Origin of the sequence: Vibrio sp. AH4, from assembly GCF_030710545.1 — a bacterium.
In the GTDB taxonomy this organism is placed as follows: Bacteria; Pseudomonadota; Gammaproteobacteria; order Enterobacterales; family Vibrionaceae; genus Vibrio; species Vibrio metoecus.
In genome coordinates, this window is the sequence record NZ_JALAIV010000001.1 from 1,170,001 (window position 1) to 1,191,917 (window position 21,917).

Annotated in this window: 14 protein-coding genes, 5 tRNA genes and 2 rRNA genes (1 of these 21 running past the window's edge); 18 read left to right on the top strand and 3 right to left on the bottom strand. The window is 48.3% G+C overall.

Annotated elements, in window-relative coordinates; translation table 11 throughout:
* The 3 genes from MKA69_RS05530 to MKA69_RS05540 all read left to right on the top strand — a co-directional run.
* Positions 1–2,157, top strand: a 23S ribosomal RNA gene (locus MKA69_RS05530); it begins 730 nt to the left of the window's first position.
* 92 nt (positions 2,158–2,249) lie between these two features.
* Positions 2,250–2,365 (top strand): 5S ribosomal RNA (gene rrf / locus MKA69_RS05535).
* Between the two features lie 31 nt (positions 2,366–2,396).
* Positions 2,397–2,473 (top strand) — tRNA-Asp (locus tag MKA69_RS05540).
* 373 nt (positions 2,474–2,846) lie between these two features.
* On the opposite strand, the gene pssA is transcribed toward MKA69_RS05540, so the two are convergent.
* Both pssA and MKA69_RS05550 read right to left on the bottom strand, forming a co-directional pair.
* Positions 2,847–4,187 carry a CDP-diacylglycerol--serine O-phosphatidyltransferase gene (pssA, locus tag MKA69_RS05545; RefSeq protein ID WP_305847656.1) on the bottom strand — a complete coding sequence of 447 codons (1,341 nt, stop codon included), beginning with the start codon at positions 4,185–4,187 and terminating at the stop codon, positions 2,847–2,849.
* Between the two features lie 94 nt (positions 4,188–4,281).
* Complete coding sequence (locus MKA69_RS05550; RefSeq protein ID WP_305847657.1) at positions 4,282–4,704, bottom strand: GNAT family N-acetyltransferase; 423 nt, start codon at positions 4,702–4,704, stop codon at positions 4,282–4,284.
* 36 nt (positions 4,705–4,740) lie between these two features.
* Between MKA69_RS05550 and murB the strand changes: the two genes are divergently transcribed.
* Positions 4,741–5,814: a UDP-N-acetylmuramate dehydrogenase gene (murB, locus tag MKA69_RS05555; RefSeq protein ID WP_305847658.1), complete on the top strand. Its 1,074-nt coding sequence runs from the start codon at positions 4,741–4,743 to the stop codon at positions 5,812–5,814.
* A complete protein-coding gene (gene birA / locus MKA69_RS05560; RefSeq protein ID WP_000658164.1) occupies positions 5,811–6,773 on the top strand; it encodes a bifunctional biotin--[acetyl-CoA-carboxylase] ligase/biotin operon repressor BirA in 963 nt (320 codons plus the stop codon). The genes murB and birA overlap by 4 nt, the downstream gene beginning before the upstream one ends.
* A gap of 54 nt (positions 6,774–6,827) precedes the next feature.
* Here birA and coaA read toward each other — a convergent pair whose 3' ends face one another.
* The gene (coaA, locus tag MKA69_RS05565; RefSeq protein WP_305848227.1) at positions 6,828–7,751 is read right to left on the bottom strand and encodes a type I pantothenate kinase; all 924 of its coding nucleotides are present in this window, start codon (positions 7,749–7,751) and stop codon (positions 6,828–6,830) included.
* Between the two features lie 208 nt (positions 7,752–7,959).
* On the opposite strand from coaA, the gene MKA69_RS05570 reads away from it, so the two are divergent.
* From MKA69_RS05570 to rpoC, 13 genes are all read left to right on the top strand, one after another.
* Positions 7,960–8,035 (top strand) — tRNA-Thr (locus MKA69_RS05570).
* Between the two features lie 36 nt (positions 8,036–8,071).
* Positions 8,072–8,156, top strand: a tRNA-Tyr gene (locus MKA69_RS05575).
* 34 nt (positions 8,157–8,190) lie between these two features.
* A tRNA-Gly gene (locus tag MKA69_RS05580) sits at positions 8,191–8,265 on the top strand.
* A 13-nt stretch (positions 8,266–8,278) separates the two neighbouring features.
* Positions 8,279–8,354 (top strand) — tRNA-Thr (locus tag MKA69_RS05585).
* 113 nt (positions 8,355–8,467) lie between these two features.
* Positions 8,468–9,652 carry an elongation factor Tu gene (gene tuf / locus MKA69_RS05590; RefSeq protein ID WP_000031640.1) on the top strand — a complete coding sequence of 395 codons (1,185 nt, stop codon included), beginning with the start codon at positions 8,468–8,470 and terminating at the stop codon, positions 9,650–9,652.
* A 223-nt stretch (positions 9,653–9,875) separates the two neighbouring features.
* Entirely contained in the window at positions 9,876–10,256 is a 381-nt protein-coding gene (gene secE, locus MKA69_RS05595; protein ID WP_055028365.1) for a preprotein translocase subunit SecE, read from the top strand.
* 15 nt (positions 10,257–10,271) lie between these two features.
* Positions 10,272–10,820, top strand: coding sequence for a transcription termination/antitermination protein NusG (gene nusG / locus MKA69_RS05600; protein WP_001287510.1), 549 nt, complete (start codon positions 10,272–10,274; stop codon positions 10,818–10,820).
* A gap of 130 nt (positions 10,821–10,950) precedes the next feature.
* Positions 10,951–11,379: a 50S ribosomal protein L11 gene (rplK, locus tag MKA69_RS05605; RefSeq protein WP_001085797.1), complete on the top strand. Its 429-nt coding sequence runs from the start codon at positions 10,951–10,953 to the stop codon at positions 11,377–11,379.
* A 4-nt stretch (positions 11,380–11,383) separates the two neighbouring features.
* Positions 11,384–12,085 (top strand): 50S ribosomal protein L1, encoded by a 702-nt coding sequence (rplA, locus tag MKA69_RS05610; protein ID WP_055028364.1) that lies wholly within the window; start codon positions 11,384–11,386, stop codon positions 12,083–12,085.
* 268 nt (positions 12,086–12,353) lie between these two features.
* Positions 12,354–12,842, top strand: coding sequence for a 50S ribosomal protein L10 (gene rplJ, locus MKA69_RS05615; RefSeq protein ID WP_001207198.1), 489 nt, complete (start codon positions 12,354–12,356; stop codon positions 12,840–12,842).
* Positions 12,843–12,908: 66 nt separating this feature from the next.
* Positions 12,909–13,277 (top strand): 50S ribosomal protein L7/L12, encoded by a 369-nt coding sequence (rplL, locus tag MKA69_RS05620; RefSeq protein WP_000028971.1) that lies wholly within the window; start codon positions 12,909–12,911, stop codon positions 13,275–13,277.
* Between the two features lie 239 nt (positions 13,278–13,516).
* Entirely contained in the window at positions 13,517–17,542 is a 4,026-nt protein-coding gene (gene rpoB, locus MKA69_RS05625) for a DNA-directed RNA polymerase subunit beta (protein WP_000263113.1), read from the top strand.
* Between the two features lie 105 nt (positions 17,543–17,647).
* Entirely contained in the window at positions 17,648–21,853 is a 4,206-nt protein-coding gene (gene rpoC, locus MKA69_RS05630) for a DNA-directed RNA polymerase subunit beta' (RefSeq protein WP_000654002.1), read from the top strand.
* The last annotated feature ends 64 nt before the right edge of the window (positions 21,854–21,917 follow it).

Here is a 21,917-nt window from a genome sequence, read left to right on the forward strand (position 1 = left end):
ATGTTGAAAAATTAGCGGATGACTTGTGGCTAGGGGTGAAAGGCCAATCAAACTCGGAGATAGCTGGTTCTCCCCGAAAGCTATTTAGGTAGCGCCTCGGACGAATACTACTGGGGGTAGAGCACTGTTAAGGCTAGGGGGTCATCCCGACTTACCAACCCTTTGCAAACTCCGAATACCAGTAAGTACTATCCGGGAGACACACGGCGGGTGCTAACGTCCGTCGTGGAGAGGGAAACAACCCAGACCGCCAGCTAAGGTCCCAAAGTATTGCTAAGTGGGAAACGATGTGGGAAGGCTCAGACAGCTAGGATGTTGGCTTAGAAGCAGCCATCATTTAAAGAAAGCGTAATAGCTCACTAGTCGAGTCGGCCTGCGCGGAAGATGTAACGGGGCTAAGCAATACACCGAAGCTGCGGCAATGTCTTTTAGACATTGGGTAGGGGAGCGTTCTGTAAGCCGTTGAAGGTGAATCGTAAGGTTTGCTGGAGGTATCAGAAGTGCGAATGCTGACATGAGTAACGACAAGGGGGGTGAAAAACCTCCCCGCCGGAAGACCAAGGGTTCCTGTCCAACGTTAATCGGGGCAGGGTGAGTCGACCCCTAAGGTGAGGCCGAAAGGCGTAATCGATGGGAAACGGGTTAATATTCCCGTACTTCTGACTATTGCGATGGGGGGACGGAGAAGGCTAGGTGGGCCAGGCGACGGTTGTCCTGGTTCAAGTGCGTAGGCTTGAGAGTTAGGTAAATCCGGCTCTCTTTAAGGCTGAGACACGACGTCGAGCTGCTACGGCAGTGAAGTCATTGATGCCATGCTTCCAGGAAAAGCCTCTAAGCTTCAGATAGTCAGGAATCGTACCCCAAACCGACACAGGTGGTCGGGTAGAGAATACCAAGGCGCTTGAGAGAACTCGGGTGAAGGAACTAGGCAAAATGGTACCGTAACTTCGGGAGAAGGTACGCTCTTGATGGTGAAGTCCCTCGCGGATGGAGCTGACGAGAGTCGCAGATACCAGGTGGCTGCAACTGTTTATTAAAAACACAGCACTGTGCAAAATCGCAAGATGACGTATACGGTGTGACGCCTGCCCGGTGCCGGAAGGTTAATTGATGGGGTTAGCGTAAGCGAAGCTCTTGATCGAAGCCCCGGTAAACGGCGGCCGTAACTATAACGGTCCTAAGGTAGCGAAATTCCTTGTCGGGTAAGTTCCGACCTGCACGAATGGCGTAATGATGGCCACGCTGTCTCCACCCGAGACTCAGTGAAATTGAAATCGCTGTGAAGATGCAGTGTACCCGCGGCTAGACGGAAAGACCCCGTGAACCTTTACTACAGCTTGGCACTGAACATTGAACCTACATGTGTAGGATAGGTGGGAGGCTATGAAGACGTGACGCTAGTTGCGTTGGAGCCGTCCTTGAAATACCACCCTTGTATGTTTGATGTTCTAACTTAGACCCATTATCTGGGTTGAGGACAGTGCCTGGTGGGTAGTTTGACTGGGGCGGTCTCCTCCCAAAGAGTAACGGAGGAGCACGAAGGTGGGCTAATCACGGTTGGACATCGTGAGGTTAGTGCAATGGCATAAGCCCGCTTAACTGCGAGAATGACGGTTCGAGCAGGTGCGAAAGCAGGTCATAGTGATCCGGTGGTTCTGTATGGAAGGGCCATCGCTCAACGGATAAAAGGTACTCCGGGGATAACAGGCTGATACCGCCCAAGAGTTCATATCGACGGCGGTGTTTGGCACCTCGATGTCGGCTCATCACATCCTGGGGCTGAAGTCGGTCCCAAGGGTATGGCTGTTCGCCATTTAAAGTGGTACGCGAGCTGGGTTTAGAACGTCGTGAGACAGTTCGGTCCCTATCTGCCGTGGGCGTTGGAAGATTGAAGGGGGCTGCTCCTAGTACGAGAGGACCGGAGTGGACGAACCTCTGGTGTTCGGGTTGTGTCGCCAGACGCATTGCCCGGTAGCTAAGTTCGGAATCGATAACCGCTGAAAGCATCTAAGCGGGAAGCGAGCCCTGAGATGAGTCTTCCCTGACAGTTTAACTGTCCTAAAGGGTTGTTCGAGACTAGAACGTTGATAGGCAGGGTGTGTAAGCGTTGTGAGGCGTTGAGCTAACCTGTACTAATTGCCCGTGAGGCTTAACCATACAACACCCAAGGGGTTTTGTAGTGGACTCAAAGCTAAGCGCATAAGAATGTGTGTGAGAACGAAAACAGCTTTCCAGATTTTAAAATTTTGCTTGGCGACCATAGCGTTTTGGACCCACCTGACTCCATCCCGAACTCAGAAGTGAAACGAAACAGCGTCGATGGTAGTGTGGGGTTTCCCCATGTGAGAGTAGAACATCGCCAGGCTTTTAATTTAGCACCAAGCGCTAACCAATGCGGAGCGGTAGTTCAGTTGGTTAGAATACCGGCCTGTCACGCCGGGGGTCGCGGGTTCGAGTCCCGTCCGCTCCGCCACTTATTTGAGAAACCCAGTCTTAGGACTGGGTTTTTTGCTTTTGGGCAATCCCTATCTCTGCTTCCTAGCATGACCCTTCTCTCAAGCTCTAACGTCTAAGCTTCTGACTTCTTATTTACTGATTTTGGGCTGATTCCTACCTTGGTTATCTTCGCCTTGGCGCTGTATCGTGACTCAAACATTCAAACGAATGTAGCGCTTTTGCTATTCGTAGCTGGGCTCGTACTGTGTTTAACTCTCTGCAGTTGGGCCGCAAAGTGAGAAGTGAATATGAGTGCTGGCTATCATGCGAATTGGTCGTAGAGCGATAATGAAAAGCCGACGCACTGGGCATCGGCTCAAGGAGATATACTCGGTTTCTAGAGTCTAGGCTTACAAGATTTGTTTGAGAACGCGATCCGCTTTTAAACGCATGATCCGACGGACTAGACGTTGAACTCGTTCTGGGTACTGCTCCGGTTTCTCTATTTGCTTATAAGTGCAGATGAGTTGGGTATGTTGCAGTATGTTATTAATTTCTGAATCGAATTTCTCGGTCAAGTGATGGTAATCATCACGGATCAAAATGGCATTTTCTAGGTCGAGCTTCCAAGCGCGTGGATTGAGGTTGTTACCTGTGATGAGCATATAGCGTTTATCAACCCAGATGCCTTTCAGATGGAAGCTATGATTCTCGTGTTTCCATAAATGAATTGACAATTTACGGCTCGCGATATGCGCTTCATTAGCTTTAGCGAAGCGGCGCAAATTGAGTTCATATAAATAAGGCAAGCCACCGATGGTTTTGAATGGCTCTTCTGGTGCAATATAAAAATCATTCGCGGTTTTATCGCCAATCACGATATGGACTTGTACTCCACGTCTCAGCGCTTTTTTCACTTCTTTAGCAATGCTAGGTGGAAAGTTAAAGTAAGGCGTGCAGATAAACACTTCATCTTTTGCCGACGCGAGTAGTTGTACTATGGTTTGATTGAGCCGGTTTCTGCGACGACCGAGGCCGACCAAGGGTACAACGCCAACCTGATTATCGGCAATTTTCTGTTTGGTGAACTGATAATGGGCCTGAGCAAGTGCGGCTCGGAATTGGCGAATATCGGATTTGATCTCTTTGGTGGTTGGCTTACTGCCACAAGCTAGGTTGTTGACGGCAGGATGTGCCAGCATTTCTTGCTGGATAAATTTAACCATACTGTCCGCAAGTGCTGGGTTTTCCAGAGTATGGTAGCGATCGAAGCGATAGCGATCATGGTATTGGAGATAGACATTATTGAGACTAGCGCCGCTGTAAATAACCTGATCGTCAATAATGAAGCCTTTAAGATGTAATACTCCGAAAACTTCCCTTCCTCGTACTGGAATGCCGTACACAGGAATACAGTGTTCATGCTGTTGAGCGAAGTCTCGATACATCGCCGCATTGCCTTCGGATTCCGCAGCGCCAATTAAGCCGCGTTGGGCGCGATGCCAATCAACGCAGATATGAATGTCGAGCCCCGGATTACGTTGCTTGGCTGCGTAAAGCTCGCTGAGGATTTCACGCCCAGCGTCGTCATTTTCTAAATAGAGTGCAACGAGGTAGATACGTTTGCGCGCCTGACGAATCGATTCCACCAAATGAGTTCGAAATTCCGCAGCAGAGAGCAATACGCCGAACTTGTCAGGATCTTGCGCAATCGCTGGTAGTTGTTCGATAGGGTTTCTTCGAGCAATCATTGGGATGCATTACCTTGTTGTGTGCAAAATTGCGAGCAGTGGATATTACCAAAACTGGTTAAGAAAAGGCTAGAAATGGCGACCATTCTTGACATTACTTCGATTGATATTGCATCGGAATGAGATCCTTGCCTGTTCTTGAGTAACGCTCGTAGAGAATATTCAGTTCAGGAGGAAGAGCAAGGGGCTCAATGCGAACAAAATCTCCTTGTTGGTAGAAATGCTCAAGATGTGTATAGGCAAAGCAGTATGTGTCATGGTTGAGCTGTTCTTTGCGGCAATAGTGAAGCAGTTGTTTGCCAATGCCAGTTTGTCGGAGGTTCGCTTTCACCGCCATTCCAGTGAGTAAGCGGTATGTGCAAATCCTACGAAAACGCACTACGGCGACGATTTCTGTGTTTTCCAATGCGACAACGATCGACTCATCGCTTTTGGGTTTCGTCCCTGGGTAATGTGTTTTATAAAATCGTTTGATAAGCGGGAGTTTGATAGGATCAAATTGCTGAAACTCTAACATTGGTCTTTCGTGCTTACGGTTTATCTAAGGTAGAATATGGCCAGTTTAAGTTATCCTAAGACGACCATGCAAATTCAACTCGGGGCCAGCCTCAAACCCTATCACACCTTTGGTATTGAACAATCTGCTGCGCAATTGGTTGTGGCAGAGTCGATTGATGATCTAAAAAACCTCTACGGTTCAGTGCAATGGGCAAACGTACCTAAGTTAATTATTGGTAAAGGCAGTAATATGTTGTTTACCTGCCCGTATTCAGGCGTCGTGATACTCAATCGACTATATGGAATCGAGCATCAACAAGATGATGCCTACCACTGGCTTCATGTATCGGGAGGGGAAGATTGGCCTTCACTTGTGGCTTGGTGCGTTGAGCAAGGTATCGGTGGGCTTGAAAATCTAGCCCTCATCCCCGGCTGTGCAGGTTCGGCTCCTATCCAAAATATTGGTGCGTATGGCATTGAGTTTAAGGATGTCTGCCATTACGTGGATTACTTATGTCTGGAAACTGGCGAAGTGAAACGTTTGACGGTGGAAGAGTGTCAGTTCGGTTATCGTGATTCGATCTTTAAACATCAGCTCTACGAGAAAGCGGTGGTGATTGCAGTTGGACTGAAATTAGCCAAGGCTTGGGTGCCGAGTATTCATTACGGCCCGTTAAAAGATCTTCCTTCGACTTGTACGGTACATGATGTGTATCAGCGTGTTTGTGCAACACGAATGGAGAAGCTGCCCGACCCTAATGTTATGGGGAATGCGGGGAGCTTCTTCAAAAATCCAGTGATCAGTGAGCTTGAATTTGCTCGCCTACACACATTGCACCCCGATATTGTCGCTTATCCAGCGGAACATGGTGTGAAAATCGCTGCGGGATGGTTAATTGATCACGCGGGATTAAAAGGCTACCAAATCGGTGGGGCGAAAGTGCACCCGAAACAAGCTTTGGTGATTGTGAATACCGGCGCGGCTTGCGCGCAAGATATTTTACAACTGGCAGCCTACGTGAAACAGCAAGTGTTTGAATCTTATGGTATTGAACTGGAACATGAAGTGCGTTTTATGGGGAAAAGCGAGGAAACCAATCTAAGCGAATGGATGAGTGAACAACGATGAAAGAGCACAGCGCCAAATTAACCATACTTAAACAACTGTCAGACGGAGAATTTCACTCTGGTGAAGTCCTGGGTTCTCAATTAGGGATCTCGCGCGCAGCGATCAGTAAACACATTCAAGGCATTCGTGAGTGGGGCGTGGATGTGTTTCGGGTGCAAGGTAAAGGTTACCAACTGGCACAACCTATGATGTTGCTTGATCAATCGGTTATTCAATCGCAAGTCACAAACCCAGTTGAGTTGCACCCGATTATTGGCTCAACCAACCAATATCTGCTTGATCACGTAGATACACTGTCATCTGGGACCGTTTGTTTAGCCGAATATCAAGCCAGTGGACGTGGTCGACGTGGCCGACATTGGGTATCTCCTTTTGGTGCCAATCTTTACCTCTCCATGTATTGGCGTTTAGATGCTGGTATGGCAGCGGCAATGGGGCTGAGTTTGGTGGTTGGGGTGGCCATTGTCGAGGCGTTGGAAGCCATCGGCGTGAATGGCGTTAAGCTTAAATGGCCGAATGATCTCTATTATCAAGACAAAAAGCTGGCTGGCATCTTAGTGGAAATGTCAGGTCAAGCGGGGGCTGCGGCACATTTAGTGATCGGGATGGGGATCAACCTTGCAATGCGTGATAACGAAGGCAATATTGATCAACCATGGGTAAGTCTTGCGGAAGTGACGGGTCAAAGTCGAATTGATCGTAATGCGTTAGCCACCAATCTCATTACTGCTTTAGATCGCACCCTACGCCAATATGAAGTCTCGGGAATGCAGAATTTTGTTGAGCGTTGGAATCGTTGGGATAACTTTATTGGTCGACCCGTTAAACTTTTGATGGGAGCCAATGAAGTTCGAGGGATTGAACGTGGAATCGATGAACATGGTGGCGTGTTATTAGAAACTGCTGACGGCCTAAAAAGCTTTATTGGTGGTGAAATATCACTGCGTAAAAATGACTAAAACAAAAAAGAGGCGAAAGCCTCTTTTTTGTCACAATCGAGTAGCCTGTAATGCTTATTTACGTAGGAGCACTTCTTCCACACTATGATTAAGTCCTTTGCGTAGGATCAGGTGTGCGCGTCCTTTAGTTGGAAGGATGTTTTCAACCAGATTTTTACCATTGATGCTTTCCCAAATCGAACGCGCTTTTTGTTCTGCTTGCGCTTCAGTGAGAGCCGTATAGTGACTGAAGTATGACCCCGGCTTTTTAAACGCACCTTGGCGAAATTTCATAAACCGTTCGACATACCATTTCTCGATCTGCTCACTGTCGGCATCGACATAAATCGAAAAATCGAGGAAATCAGAAATAAACACGCGATGCGGATCGTGAGGGTAGTCCATACCACTTTGCAGCACATTCAAACCTTCGATGATCAGCACATCTGGGCGATCGACTACTTTCTGCTCATCAGTAATATCGTAAGTCAAATGCGAGTACACAGGGGCGACCACGTTCGGCAGCCCCGCTTTGACTTCCGAAACAAATTCAACCAATCGGCGAATATCATAAGATTCAGGAAAGCCTTTCTTATGCATGATCCCGCGCTCCATGAGCACTTTATTGGGATACAGAAAACCATCGGTAGTAATCAGTTCTACCTTCGGATGGTTCTCCCAACGAGACAAGAGGGCTTTCAGTAAGCGGGCCGTTGTACTTTTACCGACTGCAACGCTGCCTGCAATGCCAATGACAAACGGTGGAGCCGATTCGGTATTCCCTAAAAACTGATGTAATACACCATTACGACTCTGACGAGCAGCCACATACAGATTGAGTAGGCGAGCAAGAGGAAGATAAATTTCCACGGCTTCGGTCATGGTCAAATGGTCATTGATCCCTTGTAACTCTTTAAGATCGCTTTCAGATAGCGTCATGGGTACCGAATTACGCAATTCAGCCCAGTGTTGGCGATCAAAGGTTAGGTAGGGACTCATCATCGGTTCAATCATGCGGTTAATAATAAGGAAAGCGAAAATACAATAAGCTAAAGATAAAGCAAAATAGAATGATGTGAGAATTAGCGATTGCGCGGCAATTTGACTGAAAAAACATCGATTAAACAAAATGCTCTGAAAAGTGACATTTTTTTCGATATAAGGGTTGCAACCCCCCAGATCATTCACTAGAATGCGCACCACTTATGCCGACTTAGCTCAGTAGGTAGAGCAACTGACTTGTAATCAGTAGGTCACCAGTTCGATTCCGGTAGTCGGCACCATTTTCTCCACTAGCAGTGAAAATGGTCTAAAAATTTGGAGGGGTTCCCGAGTGGCCAAAGGGAGCAGACTGTAAATCTGCCGGCTCCGCCTTCGATGGTTCGAATCCGTCCCCCTCCACCATATTCTTAAGGAAATAGCTCTCAGAGTTACGTGTGCGGGCATCGTATAATGGCTATTACCTCAGCCTTCCAAGCTGATGATGCGGGTTCGATTCCCGCTGCCCGCTCCACTCATTTTAGAGTGCTGATATAGCTCAGATGGTAGAGCGCATCCTTGGTAAGGATGAGGTCGGCAGTTCGATTCTGCCTATCAGCACCAGCTCTGATCACTCTAAGCAACATTTTCCTTTTGATATATACTTTACTACCGATATTTTTTGGTTGCGTGGTCATCTCAAAAGCCACCTAAATCCGTACCTAGAGGGACAACTCATGTCTAAAGAGAAATTTGAACGTACGAAACCGCACGTAAACGTTGGTACTATCGGCCACGTTGACCACGGTAAAACAACTCTAACCGCAGCTATCTGTACTGTACTTGCAAAAGTATACGGCGGTAAAGCTCGTGACTTCGCGTCAATCGACAACGCACCAGAAGAGCGTGAGCGTGGTATTACAATCAATACTTCTCACGTAGAGTACGATACTCCAAACCGTCACTACGCACACGTAGACTGTCCAGGACACGCGGATTATGTTAAGAACATGATCACTGGTGCTGCACAGATGGACGGCGGTATCCTAGTTGTAGCGGCAACTGACGGTCCAATGCCACAAACTCGTGAGCACATCCTGCTGGGTCGCCAGGTAGGTATTCCTTACATCATCGTATTCATGAACAAATGTGACATGGTTGACGATGAAGAGCTTCTAGAGCTGGTTGAGATGGAAGTTCGTGAGCTGCTGTCTGAGTACGATTTCCCAGGTGATGACCTGCCAGTAATCCAAGGTTCAGCACTAGGCGCGCTAAACGGCGAAGCACAGTGGGAAGCGAAGATTGTTGAACTAGCAGAAGCACTGGATTCATACATTCCAGAGCCAGAGCGTGCAGTAGACATGGCATTCCTGATGCCAATCGAAGACGTATTCTCAATCCAAGGTCGTGGTACAGTAGTAACTGGCCGTATCGAGCGCGGCATCCTGAAAGTGGGTGACGAAGTTGCGATCGTAGGTATCAAAGACACAGTAAAAACTACCTGTACAGGTGTAGAGATGTTCCGTAAGCTGCTTGACGAAGGTCGTGCAGGTGAGAACGTTGGTGCACTACTACGTGGTACTAAGCGTGAAGAAGTAGAGCGTGGTCAAGTACTGGCGAAGCCAGGTTCAATCACACCACACACTAAGTTCGAATCAGAAGTATACGTACTGTCAAAAGACGAAGGTGGCCGTCATACTCCATTCTTCAAAGGTTACCGTCCACAGTTCTACTTCCGTACAACTGACGTAACAGGCAGCATCGAGCTTCCAGAAGGCGTAGAAATGGTAATGCCAGGCGACAACATCAAGATGGTTGTAGACCTGATTGCGCCAATCGCGATGGACGAAGGTCTACGCTTCGCTATCCGTGAAGGTGGCCGTACTGTAGGTGCTGGTGTTGTAGCTAAGATCATCGCTTAATTATTTGACTAAGCACTACTAAAAAGGGCATCATTTGATGCCCTTTTTCTGCGCTGCGCACTAATGTGTCGATTTCTTGATCAAACGCAGCCAAGATTTTGGGGTGAGAGAGTATTTTCTCGCTCTTTAGTATGGAATCAGCGCATTGCGTTGACCGAATGGATTTGCCCTGCAACAGCGGGGTCGTTGTCGTCTAGAAGTCAGATTTGTGACAGGTTGGTTTATGAAAGCAAACAACGCTGAAGCTCCTGATAGCTCAAATGCAGCAGACACTCTGAAGTGGGTAATCACTTTTGTTCTGCTGGTTGCCGCTGTTGTGGGTAATTACCTGTATGGTGAACTGTCTGTGGTGGCTCGCGCCGCAGGTGTAATTGTGTTGATTGCTGCAGCACTTGGTGTTGCTGCGACAACAACAAAAGGCAAAGAAGCGATCGTTTTTGCACGCGAATCCCGTATGGAAGTTCGTAAAGTGGTTTGGCCTACCCGCCAAGAAACCATGCAAACTACATTGATCGTTTTAGCAGTAAGTATTGTAATGGCTCTGGCGCTTTGGGGTATTGACGGCATTATGGTTCGTCTAGTGGCCTTTGCGACCGGAGTATAGTAGAGGGTTTAATACATGAGTGAAGCTCCCAAAAAACGCTGGTATGTAGTTCAAGCCTTCTCGGGATTTGAAGGACGTGTTGCTCAGTCACTTCGTGAACATATCAAGATGCACGGTATGGAAGAGCTGTTTGGTGAAGTATTAGTACCAACAGAAGAAGTGGTAGAAATGCGCGCTGGCCAACGCCGCAAAAGCGAACGTAAATTCTTCCCTGGTTATGTGCTAGTGCAGATGATCATGAATGATGAATCTTGGCACTTGGTACGTAGCGTACCTCGCGTAATGGGATTCATCGGTGGTACATCGGATCGCCCAGCACCTATCACGGATAAAGAGGCGGATGCAATCCTTAACCGTCTTGAAAAAGCTAGCGAAGCGCCGCGTCCTAAAACCATGTTTGAAGCAGGTGAAGTCGTACGTGTTAACGATGGCCCATTTGCTGACTTCAACGGTACCGTTGAAGAGGTGGATTACGAGAAAAGCCGCTTGAAAGTGTCGGTTTCGATCTTTGGTCGCGCAACACCTGTTGAACTCGAATTTGGTCAAGTTGAAAAGCTTGATTAAAAAAGCATCTCTTTAGGCTTGTCTGGGGCGTGGATTATGACTATAATTTCGCGCCTTTTTACAGGTTCTTTATGAAACTCGGGGAGCTGATCAATCGATTAGCGTTTGCACCCATAATTTAGGAAATATCATGGCTAAGAAAGTTGAAGCTTATGTAAAGCTGCAAGTTGCAGCTGGCATGGCAAACCCAAGTCCACCAGTAGGTCCAGCTCTGGGTCAACGTGGTGTTAACATCATGGAATTCTGTAAAGCGTTCAACGCACGTACAGAATCTCTAGAGAAAGGCCTGCCAACTCCAGTAGTTATTACTGTGTACAGCGACCGTTCTTTCACGTTCGAAATCAAGACTCCACCAGCAGCAGTTCTTCTGAAGAAAGCAGCTGGCATCAAGTCTGGTTCTGCACGTCCTAACACTGCTAAAGTGGGCACAATCACTGACGCTCAAATCCAAGAAATCGCTGCAACTAAAGCGGCTGACATGACTGGTGCTGATATCGAAGCGATGAAGCGTTCTATCGCAGGTACTGCTCGCTCAATGGGCCTAGTGGTTGAGGGTTAATACAATGGCAAAACTAACTAAACGTATGCGTACTATCCGCGCAAAAGTGGATGTAACTAAAGAGTACGACATCAACGAAGCAGTTGCTCTGCTGAAAGAGCTGGCAACAGCGAAGTTCGTTGAATCAGTTGACGTTGCTGTTAACCTGGGTATCGACGCTCGTAAATCTGACCAAAACGTTCGTGGCGCGACTGTGCTGCCACACGGTACTGGCCGTGACATCCGCGTAGCGGTATTCACTCAAGGTGCTAACGCTGAAGCGGCTAAAGCTGCTGGTGCTGAACTGGTTGGTATGGAAGATCTGGCTGACCAAGTGAAGAAAGGCGAAATGAACTTCGACGTAGTTATCGCATCTCCAGATGCAATGCGCGTTGTTGGTCAACTAGGTACTATCCTAGGCCCACGTGGTCTGATGCCAAACCCGAAAGTTGGTACTGTAACTCCTAACGTTGCTGAAGCGGTTAAGAACGCGAAAGCAGGTCAGGTTCGTTACCGTAACGACAAGAACGGTATCATCCATACCACTATTGGTAAGGTATCGTTCGAAACAGAACAACTGAAAGAGAACTTAGAAGCTCTGTTGGTTGCTCTGAAAAAAGCAAAACCATCTTCTGCGAAAGGCGTTTTCGTGAAGAAGGTAAGCATCTCTACTACTATGGGTGCTGGCGTTGCTGTCGATCAGAATACTCTGAGCGCACAAGTTTAATGCATTTGCTTAGGCGCAGAATTTGTGTATAATTCTGCGCCTAATATTTGTGGTTGGGGCTGACTTTTACCCTCGTGGTGAAAAACAGTCTCCGTCCAAGACCGTAGGCGTTATCTTCGGATAACTTAATAAAACCTACGTAGATGGTGCCCGAACTGACAGAAAGATTTACTTTTTAAGTTACCTTTCTTCTGGGACTGCACCAAAAAAGCTCTCACTGTTGTTGATAATAGTGAGCGGTGTAACGACAACCAGGAGTTAATCCAAGATGGCTTTAAATCTTCAAGACAAAAAAGCAATTGTTGCTGAAGTCAACGAAGCGGCCAGTGGTGCACTTTCTGCAGTTGTTGCTGACTCTCGTGGTGTTCAAGTTGCTGCGATGACTAATCTGCGTAAACAAGCTCGTGAAGCGGGCGTTTACCTGAAAGTTGTTCGTAACACACTGGCACGTCGCGCAGTAGAAGGCACAGCTTACGAATGTCTGAAAGACGTATTCGTAGGTCCTACTTTGATCGGCTTCTCTAACGAGCACCCAGGTGCTGCAGCGCGTCTTTTTAAAGACTTCGCTAAAGAGAACAAAGCATTTGAAATCAAAGCAGCTGCATTTGAAGGCGTACTGACTGACCCTGAAGTACTAGCGACACTACCAACTTACGACGAAGCGATTGCACGCCTGATGATGTGCATGAAAGAAGCTTCTGCTGGCAAGCTGGTTCGTACAATCGCTGCTGTCCGCGATCAAAAAGAAGCTGCATAAGCAAAATCGCTTTTGCTTTTTACTGGTTGCTAAATAAACTTATTGTTGACTTAAAAGAGAATTGTTATGTCTATTACTAACGAGCAAATCCTAGACGCTATTGCAGAAATGTCTGTAATGCAAGTTGTTGAACTGATCTCTGCTATGGAAGAGAAGTTCGGTGTTTCTGCTGCAGCTGCAGTTGTAGCTGGTCCAGCTGCTGGCGGCGCTGCTGCTGAAGAGCAAACTGAATTCAACGTAGTTCTGTCTGCTGCAGGCGCGAACAAAGTTGCTGTTATCAAAGCAGTACGTGGCGCAACTGGCCTAGGTCTGAAAGAAGCTAAAGCTCTTGTAGACGGCGCTCCAGCAACTGTTAAAGAAGCTGTATCTAAAGAAGAAGCAGAAGCACTGAAGAAAGAGCTTGAAGAAGCTGGTGCAACTGTTGAAGTTAAGTAATTCTTACTTAATTTCTTAGCCGAAAGGCTAATGGCTGGTGGTTTAATAACCACCGGCCTTTTTGCGCTGTAGGGTATGGACGAATTTTCCCGCTGTTTAAGCGTTCCATATTCATGCAAATGAGTTCATTCAACGCAATGAATTCACACTACAGTAAACAGCGATTAGTCACTGTCCTCCCCCTTTTTAACCTGAAAGGCGGACAGTTTGGGTCACTTATCAGCGAGCTGAGGAACCCCATGGTTTACTCTTATACCGAGAAAAAGCGCATCCGTAAGGACTTTGGTACTCGTCCACAAGTGTTGGACATTCCATACCTGCTATCGATCCAGCTCGATTCGTTCGAAAAGTTCATCGAACAGGATCCTGAAGGACAATACGGTCTTGAAGCCGCTTTTCGTTCTGTATTTCCAATTCAGAGCTATAACGGCAATTCAGAGCTGCAATACGTTAGCTACCGTCTTGGTGAGCCAGTTTTTGACGTTAAAGAATGTCAAATCCGTGGTGTAACTTATTCAAAACCGCTACGCGTGAAACTACGCCTAGTGATCTTTGATAAAGACGCGCCAGCAGGTACTGTCAAAGATATTAAAGAACAAGAAGTCTACATGGGCGAAATTCCGCTCATGACAGAAAATGGTACCTTCGTAATCAATGGTACCGAAAGGGTTATCGTATCCCAGCTGCACCGAAGCCCAGGCGTGTTCTTCGACAGCGATAAGGGTAAGACCCACTCTTCAGGTAAAGTTCTGTATAACGCACGTATCATTCCGTACCGTGGTTCATGGCTCGATTTTGAGTTCGATCCAAAAGACAACCTGTACGTACGTATTGACCGTCGTCGTAAGCTGCCTGCATCGATCATCCTGCGTGCACTAGGTAAAACTAGCGCCGAGATCCTGGACATCTTCTTCGAAAAAGTGAATTTCGAAGTGAAAGATCAAACTCTAATGATGGAGTTGGTTCCAGAGCGTCTGCGTGGTGAAACTGCGACTTTCGATATCGAAGCGGATGGTAAGGTTTACGTAGAGAAAGGCCGTCGTGTGACTGCACGTCACATCCGTCAACTTGAAAAAGATGGCGTGAACTTCATTGAAGTTCCGGTTGAGTACATCGTAGGTAAAGTATCTGCGAAAGATTACGTGAACGAAGCGACTGGCGAACTGATCATTACCGCTAACCAGGAAATCAGCCTGGAAGCGCTAGCTAACCTGTCTCAAGCAGGCTACAAGAAGCTAGAAGTTCTGTTTACCAATGATCTGGACCACGGTCCGTTCATGTCAGAAACCCTGCGTGTTGATAGCACCACCGATCGCATCTCTGCACTGGTAGAAATCTACCGCATGATGCGCCCTGGTGAGCCGCCAACGAAAGAAGCAGCAGAAGCGCTGTTTGAAAGCCTATTCTTCTCTGCAGAGCGTTACGATCTGTCAACTGTTGGCCGTATGAAGTTCAACAGCTCAATCGGTCGTGAAGATGCAGATGAACAAGGCACGCTGGATCAAGTAGACATCATCGAAGTGATGAAAAAGCTGATCTCGATTCGTAACGGTAAAGGCGAAGTGGACGATATCGACCACCTTGGCAACCGTCGTATCCGTAGTGTCGGCGAAATGGCAGAAAACCAATTCCGTGTAGGTCTAGTACGTGTTGAACGCGCTGTGAAAGAACGCCTGAGCTTGGGCGATCTGGACAACGTGATGCCACAAGACTTGATCAACGCGAAACCGATTTCTGCTGCTGTAAAAGAATTCTTTGGTTCTTCTCAGCTGTCTCAGTTTATGGACCAGAACAACCCGTTGTCAGAAGTGACGCATAAGCGTCGTATTTCTGCATTGGGCCCTGGCGGTCTGACTCGTGAGCGTGCTGGCTTCGAAGTACGTGACGTACACGTAACGCACTACGGTCGTCTATGTCCTATCGAAACACCTGAAGGTCCAAACATCGGTTTGATCAACTCGCTGTCTGCGTTTGCACGCTGCAACGAGTACGGTTTCCTAGAAACTCCTTACCGTCGCGTAGTGAACGGCGTCGTCACTGACGAAGTTGATTACTTGTCTGCGATCGAAGAAGGTCAATTCGTTATCGCTCAGGCGAACGCGAAACTGACTGAAGAAGGTGGTTTTGCCGATGAGTTGGTTACTGCACGTCAAAAAGGCGAGTCAGGTCTTCACCCTCGTGAACACGTTGACTACATGGACGTTGCGACTAACCAAGTTGTATCGATCGCGGCATCCTTGATCCCGTTCCTAGAACACGACGATGCTAACCGTGCCTTGATGGGTGCGAACATGCAACGTCAGGCGGTTCCAACTCTGCGTTCAGAGAAACCACTGGTTGGTACGGGTATCGAGCGTAACGTAGCGGTTGACTCTGGTGTAACAGCGGTTGCGAAACGCGGCGGTATGATCCAGTCAGTTGACGCTTCACGCATCGTAGTAAAAGTGAACGAAGAAGAGTTGATCCCTGGCGAAGCGGGTATCGATATCTACAACCTGACTAAGTACACCCGTTCGAACCAGAACACGTGTATCAACCAGCGTCCATGTGTGATGCCGGGTGAACCTGTGGCTCGTGGTGACGTACTGGCCGACGGTCCATCAACTGACCTTGGTGAGCTGGCTCTTGGCCAAAACATGCGTATCGCATTCATGCCTTGGAACGGTTACAACTTCGAAGACTCGATCTTAGTTTCTGAGCGTGTAGTTCAAGACGACCGCTTTACCACTATCCACATCCAAGAACTTTCTTGTGTGGCGCGTGATACTAAGCTGGGCGCAGAAGAGATCACGGCGGATATCCCTAACGTGGGTGAAGCGGCTCTGTCTAAGCTTGACGAATCTGGCATCGTATACATCGGTGCAGAAGTGAAAGGCGGCGACATTCTGGTGGGCAAAGTAACACCAAAAGGTGAAACTCAGCTGACTCCAGAAGAGAAACTGCTGCGTGCGATCTTTGGTGAGAAAGCATCAGACGTTAAAGATACCTCTCTACGTGTACCAAACTCAGTAGCAGGTACGGTTATCGACGTACAAGTCTTTACTCGCGATGGCGTAGAAAAAGACAAGCGTGCGCTTGAAATCGAACAGATGCAGCTGAAAGAAGCGAAGAAAGACCTGACTGAAGAGTTCCAAATTCTGGAAGGCGGTCTTCTGGCGCGTGTTCGCTCTGTTCTGCTAGCCGGTGGTTACACTGAAGCGAAACTGGGTTCAATCGAACGTAAGAAATGGTTAGAGCAGACGCTAGAAAACGACGAACTGCAAACTCAGCTGGAACAGCTAGCAGAGCAGTACGACGAGCTGAAAGCAGACTTCGATAAGAAGTTTGAAGCGAAGCGTCGCAAGATCACCCAAGGTGATGATCTGGCTCCTGGCGTACTGAAGATTGTTAAGGTTTACCTAGCGGTTAAACGTCGCATCCAGCCGGGTGATAAGATGGCGGGTCGTCACGGTAACAAGGGTGTTATCTCTAAGATCAACCCTGTTGAAGACATGCCATACGATGAAAACGGTCAACCGGTTGACATCGTACTGAACCCTCTGGGCGTACCATCACGTATGAACATCGGTCAGATCCTAGAAGTTCACTTAGGTCTGGCGGCGAAAGGTATCGGTGACAAGATCAACCAAATGATCAAGGAACAACAAGAGCTAGCGAAGCTGCGTGAGTTCCTGCAGAAGGTTTATGATCTTGGCGATACTCGTCAACGTGTTGATATCTCAGCACTCAGTGATGAAGACGTTCGTACACTGGCACAAAACCTGCGTGCAGGTCTACCAGTGGCGACGCCAGTATTCGATGGTGCACCTGAATCGTCTATCAAAGCCATGCTGGAACTGGCGGATCTGCCAGCTTCAGGTCAGTTGACTCTGTTCGATGGCCGCACGGGTGACGCGTTTGAGCGTCCAGTTACCGTGGGTTACATGTACATGCTGAAACTGAACCACTTGGTTGACGACAAGATGCATGCTCGTTCTACAGGCTCTTACAGTCTGGTTACTCAGCAACCTCTGGGCGGTAAAGCTCAGTTCGGTGGTCAGCGCTTCGGTGAGATGGAAGTGTGGGCACTGGAAGCATACGGCGCTGCGTATACTCTGCAAGAGATGTTGACCGTGAAATCGGACGACGTGAACGGCCGTACTAAGATGTATAAGAACATCGTAGATGGTAATCACGCGATGGAACCTGGTATGCCAGAATCGTTCAACGTACTGTTGAAAGAGATTCGCTCGCTGGGTATCAACATCGAGCTAGAAGACGAATAATAAACCCTAAGGTTTCCCCGCAAGGGGAAGCCTACCGGTTTTCGGTAGGAAGGTGCTCGTTGTCAAGTGCAGCGAGTTCCTTTTAACTCCTTACAGGAGCTGAATGTGAAAGACTTATTAAACTTTCTAAAAGCACAGCATAAGACTGAAGAATTTGACGCGATCAAAATCGGTCTGGCTTCACCAGACATGATCCGTTCATGGTCTTTTGGTGAAGTGAAAAAACCTGAAACCATCAACTATCGTACGTTCAAACCTGAGCGTGATGGTCTGTTCTGTGCGCGTATTTTTGGCCCGGTAAAAGACTACGAATGTCTTTGTGGCAAATATAAGCGTCTGAAACACCGTGGCGTGATTTGTGAGAAGTGTGGCGTTGAAGTCACTCAAACTAAAGTTCGTCGTGACCGTATGGGCCACATCGAGCTAGCTTCTCCAGTTGCACACATCTGGTTCCTGAAGTCTCTGCCATCTCGTATCGGTCTGCTGATGGACATGCCTCTGCGTGACATCGAACGCGTACTGTACTTTGAAATGTACGTAGTGACTGAGCCAGGCATGACTGACCTTGAACGTGGTCAAATGCTGACTGAGGAAGAGTACCTCGACCGTTTGGAAGAGTGGGGCGACGAGTTCACTGCGAAAATGGGTGCAGAAGCGATCAAAGATCTGCTGTCATCTATGGATCTGCAAGCAGAAGCTGAGCAGATGCGCGAAGAGCTGGACACCACTAACTCTGAAACCAAACGTAAGAAGCTGACTAAGCGTCTGAAGCTGGTTGAAGCGTTCGTTGCATCAGGTAACAAACCTGAATGGATGATCCTGACTGTATTGCCAGTTCTGCCGCCTGATCTACGTCCACTGGTTCCACTGGATGGCGGTCGTTTCGCAACGTCAGATCTGAACGATCTGTACCGTCGCGTTATCAACCGTAACAACCGTTTGAAGCGTCTGCTTGAACTGGCTGCACCAGACATCATCGTACGTAACGAAAAACGTATGCTGCAAGAGTCTGTGGATGCGCTGCTGGATAACGGTCGTCGTGGTCGTGCGATCACGGGCTCGAACAAGCGTCCGCTGAAGTCTCTGGCTGACATGATCAAAGGTAAGCAAGGTCGTTTCCGTCAGAACCTGCTGGGTAAACGTGTTGACTACTCAGGCCGTTCGGTTATCACCGTAGGTCCATACTTGCGTCTGCACCAATGTGGTCTGCCGAAGAAAATGGCTCTTGAGCTGTTCAAACCATTCATCTACAGCAAGCTGGAAACTCGTGGCCTAGCAACGACGATCAAAGCCGCTAAGAAAATGGTTGAGCGCGAAGAAGCGGTGGTATGGGATATCTTGGATGAAGTTATCCGTGAACACCCAGTACTGCTGAACCGTGCACCAACACTTCACCGTTTGGGTATCCAAGCGTTTGAACCGGTTCTTATCGAAGGTAAAGCGATCCAACTGCACCCACTGGTGTGTGCGGCGTATAACGCGGACTTCGACGGTGACCAAATGGCGGTACACGTTCCACTGACGCTTGAAGCGCAGCTGGAAGCTCGTACCCTGATGATGTCAACCAACAACATTCTGTCGCCAGCGTCAGGTGATCCAATCATCGTACCGTCTCAGGACGTGGTACTGGGTCTGTACTACATGACCCGTGAAAAGATCAACGCGAAAGGCGAAGGTATGTACCTGACTGGCCCAACTGAGGCTGAGAAGGCGTACCGTACTAAGACTGCTGAACTGCACGCTCGCGTTAAAGTACGTATTACCGAAACCATCAAGCATGAAAACGGTAAGTTGACCACTGAAACCAAGATGATTGACACGACCGTTGGCCGTGCCATGTTGTGGCAAATCGTACCGAAAGGTCTGCCATACAGCTTGGTGAACCAGAAGCTAGGTAAGAAGCAAATTTCTAACCTGCTCAACGAGGCGTACCGTAAGCTAGGTCTAAAAGACACCGTTGTCTTCGCTGACCAAATCATGTACACCGGTTTCGCATACGCGGCACTGTCAGGTGTATCGGTTGGTATCGACGATATGGTAGTACCAGCCGCTAAGTACACTGAAATTGCTGAAGCGGAAGAAGAAGTACGCGAAATTCAAGAGCAGTTCCAGTCTGGTCTGGTTACCGCTGGCGAACGCTACAACAAAGTGATCGATATTTGGGCCTCAACCAACGATCGCGTAGCGAAAGCGATGATGGAAAACCTCTCTTCTGAGCAGGTGATCAACCGTCAAGGCGAACAAGAAAAACAAGAGTCGTTCAACAGCATCTATATGATGGCCGACTCAGGTGCTCGTGGTTCTGCTGCTCAGATCCGTCAGTTGGCGGGTATGCGTGGTCTGATGGCGCGTCCAGATGGCTCGATCATCGAAACGCCAATCACGGCAAACTTTAAAGAAGGTCTAAACGTTCTTCAGTACTTTATCTCAACGCACGGTGCTCGTAAGGGTCTGGCGGATACGGCATTGAAAACAGCGAACTCCGGTTACCTGACTCGTCGTCTGGTAGACGTAGCGCAAGACGTTGTTGTTACAGAACATGACTGTGGCACCTTAGAAGGCGTGGTGATGACACCACACATCGAAGGTGGTGACGTTAAAGTTGCGTTGACTGAGCTGGCTCTGGGCCGTGTGGTTGCGGAAGATATCCTCAAACCAGGTACAGACGAAGTGCTGATCCCACGTAATACGCTGCTTGATGAAAAGTGGTGTAAGGTGATCAACGATAACTCAGTTGACCAAATCCAAGTACGTTCAGTCGTAACTTGTGATTCTGACTTCGGTTGTTGTGCACAGTGTTACGGTCGTGACCTTGCACGTGGTCACTTGGTGAACCAAGGTGAAGCGGTCGGTGTTATCGCGGCACAGTCAATCGGTGAACCAGGTACACAGCTGACGATGCGTACGTTCCACATCGGTGGTGCGGCATCAACAGCAGCGGCAGAAAACAGCATCCAAGCGAAAAACAACGGTTCTGTGAAACTGCATAACGCGAAGTTCGTAATCAACAAAGATGGCAAGCTCGTTATCACGTCTCGTGCTTCTGAGCTGACCATTATTGACGAATTTGGTCGTACCAAAGAGAAACACAAACTGCCATACGGCTCTATGCTGAGCAAAGCCGATAGCGATGCCGTTGCAGCGGGTGAAACTGTTGCAAACTGGGAAGCGCACACCATGCCAATCATCACTGAAGTGGCTGGTCGCGTACAGTTTGTGGATATGATCGATGGCGTAACTGTTTCTCGTCAAACGGACGATCTGACAGGTCTGTCTTCAAGTGAAGTGACGGAAGCCGCAGCGCGTCCTGCAGCAGGTAAAGATATGCGTCCAGCCATTAAGCTGGTTGACGCAAATGGTAAAGATGTCCTGATTCCAGGTACAGATATGCCAGCTCAATACTTCCTGCCAGGTAAAGCGATTGTGAACTTGGACGACGGCGCTGAAGTGAATGTGGGTGATACTCTGGCTCGTATTCCTCAGAAGTCTGGCGGTAACAAGGACATCACCGGTGGTCTGCCACGCGTTGCTGACCTGTTTGAAGCGCGTAAGCCAAAAGAGCCTGCGATTCTGGCTGAGCACTCAGGTACGGTATCGTTCGGTAAAGAGACCAAAGGTAAGCGTCGTTTGATCATCACTCGCGACAGTGGTGACACTTACGAAGAGATGATCCCTAAACATCGTCAATTGAACGTGTTTGAAGGTGAACGCATTGAGCGTGGTGATGTGATTGCGGACGGCCCAGAGTCGCCACATGACATCCTGCGTCTGCGTGGTATCCATGCAGTGACCACTTACATCGCGAACGAGGTTCAGGAAGTTTACCGTCTACAAGGCGTTAAGATTAACGATAAGCACATCGAGACTATCGTTCGTCAAATGCTGCGTAAGTGTACGATCACCTTCGCGGGTGACTCAGAGTTCTTGCCTGGCGAGACGGTTGAGTACTCACAAGTGAAGATCGCGAACCGTCAACTGGTTGAAGAAGGCAAAGAGCCAGCTCGTTTCGAGCGTGAGCTGCTGGGTATTACCAAAGCATCTCTGGCGACTGAGTCCTTCATCTCGGCAGCATCGTTCCAAGAAACCACTCGCGTTCTAACCGAAGCCGCGGTATCTGGTAAGCGTGACGATCTGCGTGGTCTGAAAGAGAACGTAATCGTTGGCCGTCTGATCCCGGCTGGTACTGGTTTTGCGTACCACCAAGATCGTCAAGCCAAACGTGCACAAGAACAGCAAGGACCATCGGCTGAACAAGCCACTGACAACCTCGCTGCACTGTTGAATGCAGGTTTCTCTTCTGACGACGAGTAAGTCATCAAGCTATGAAAAAAGGCACCTTAGGGTGCCTTTTTTATTGGTGCTTTTCTTTTGAAAT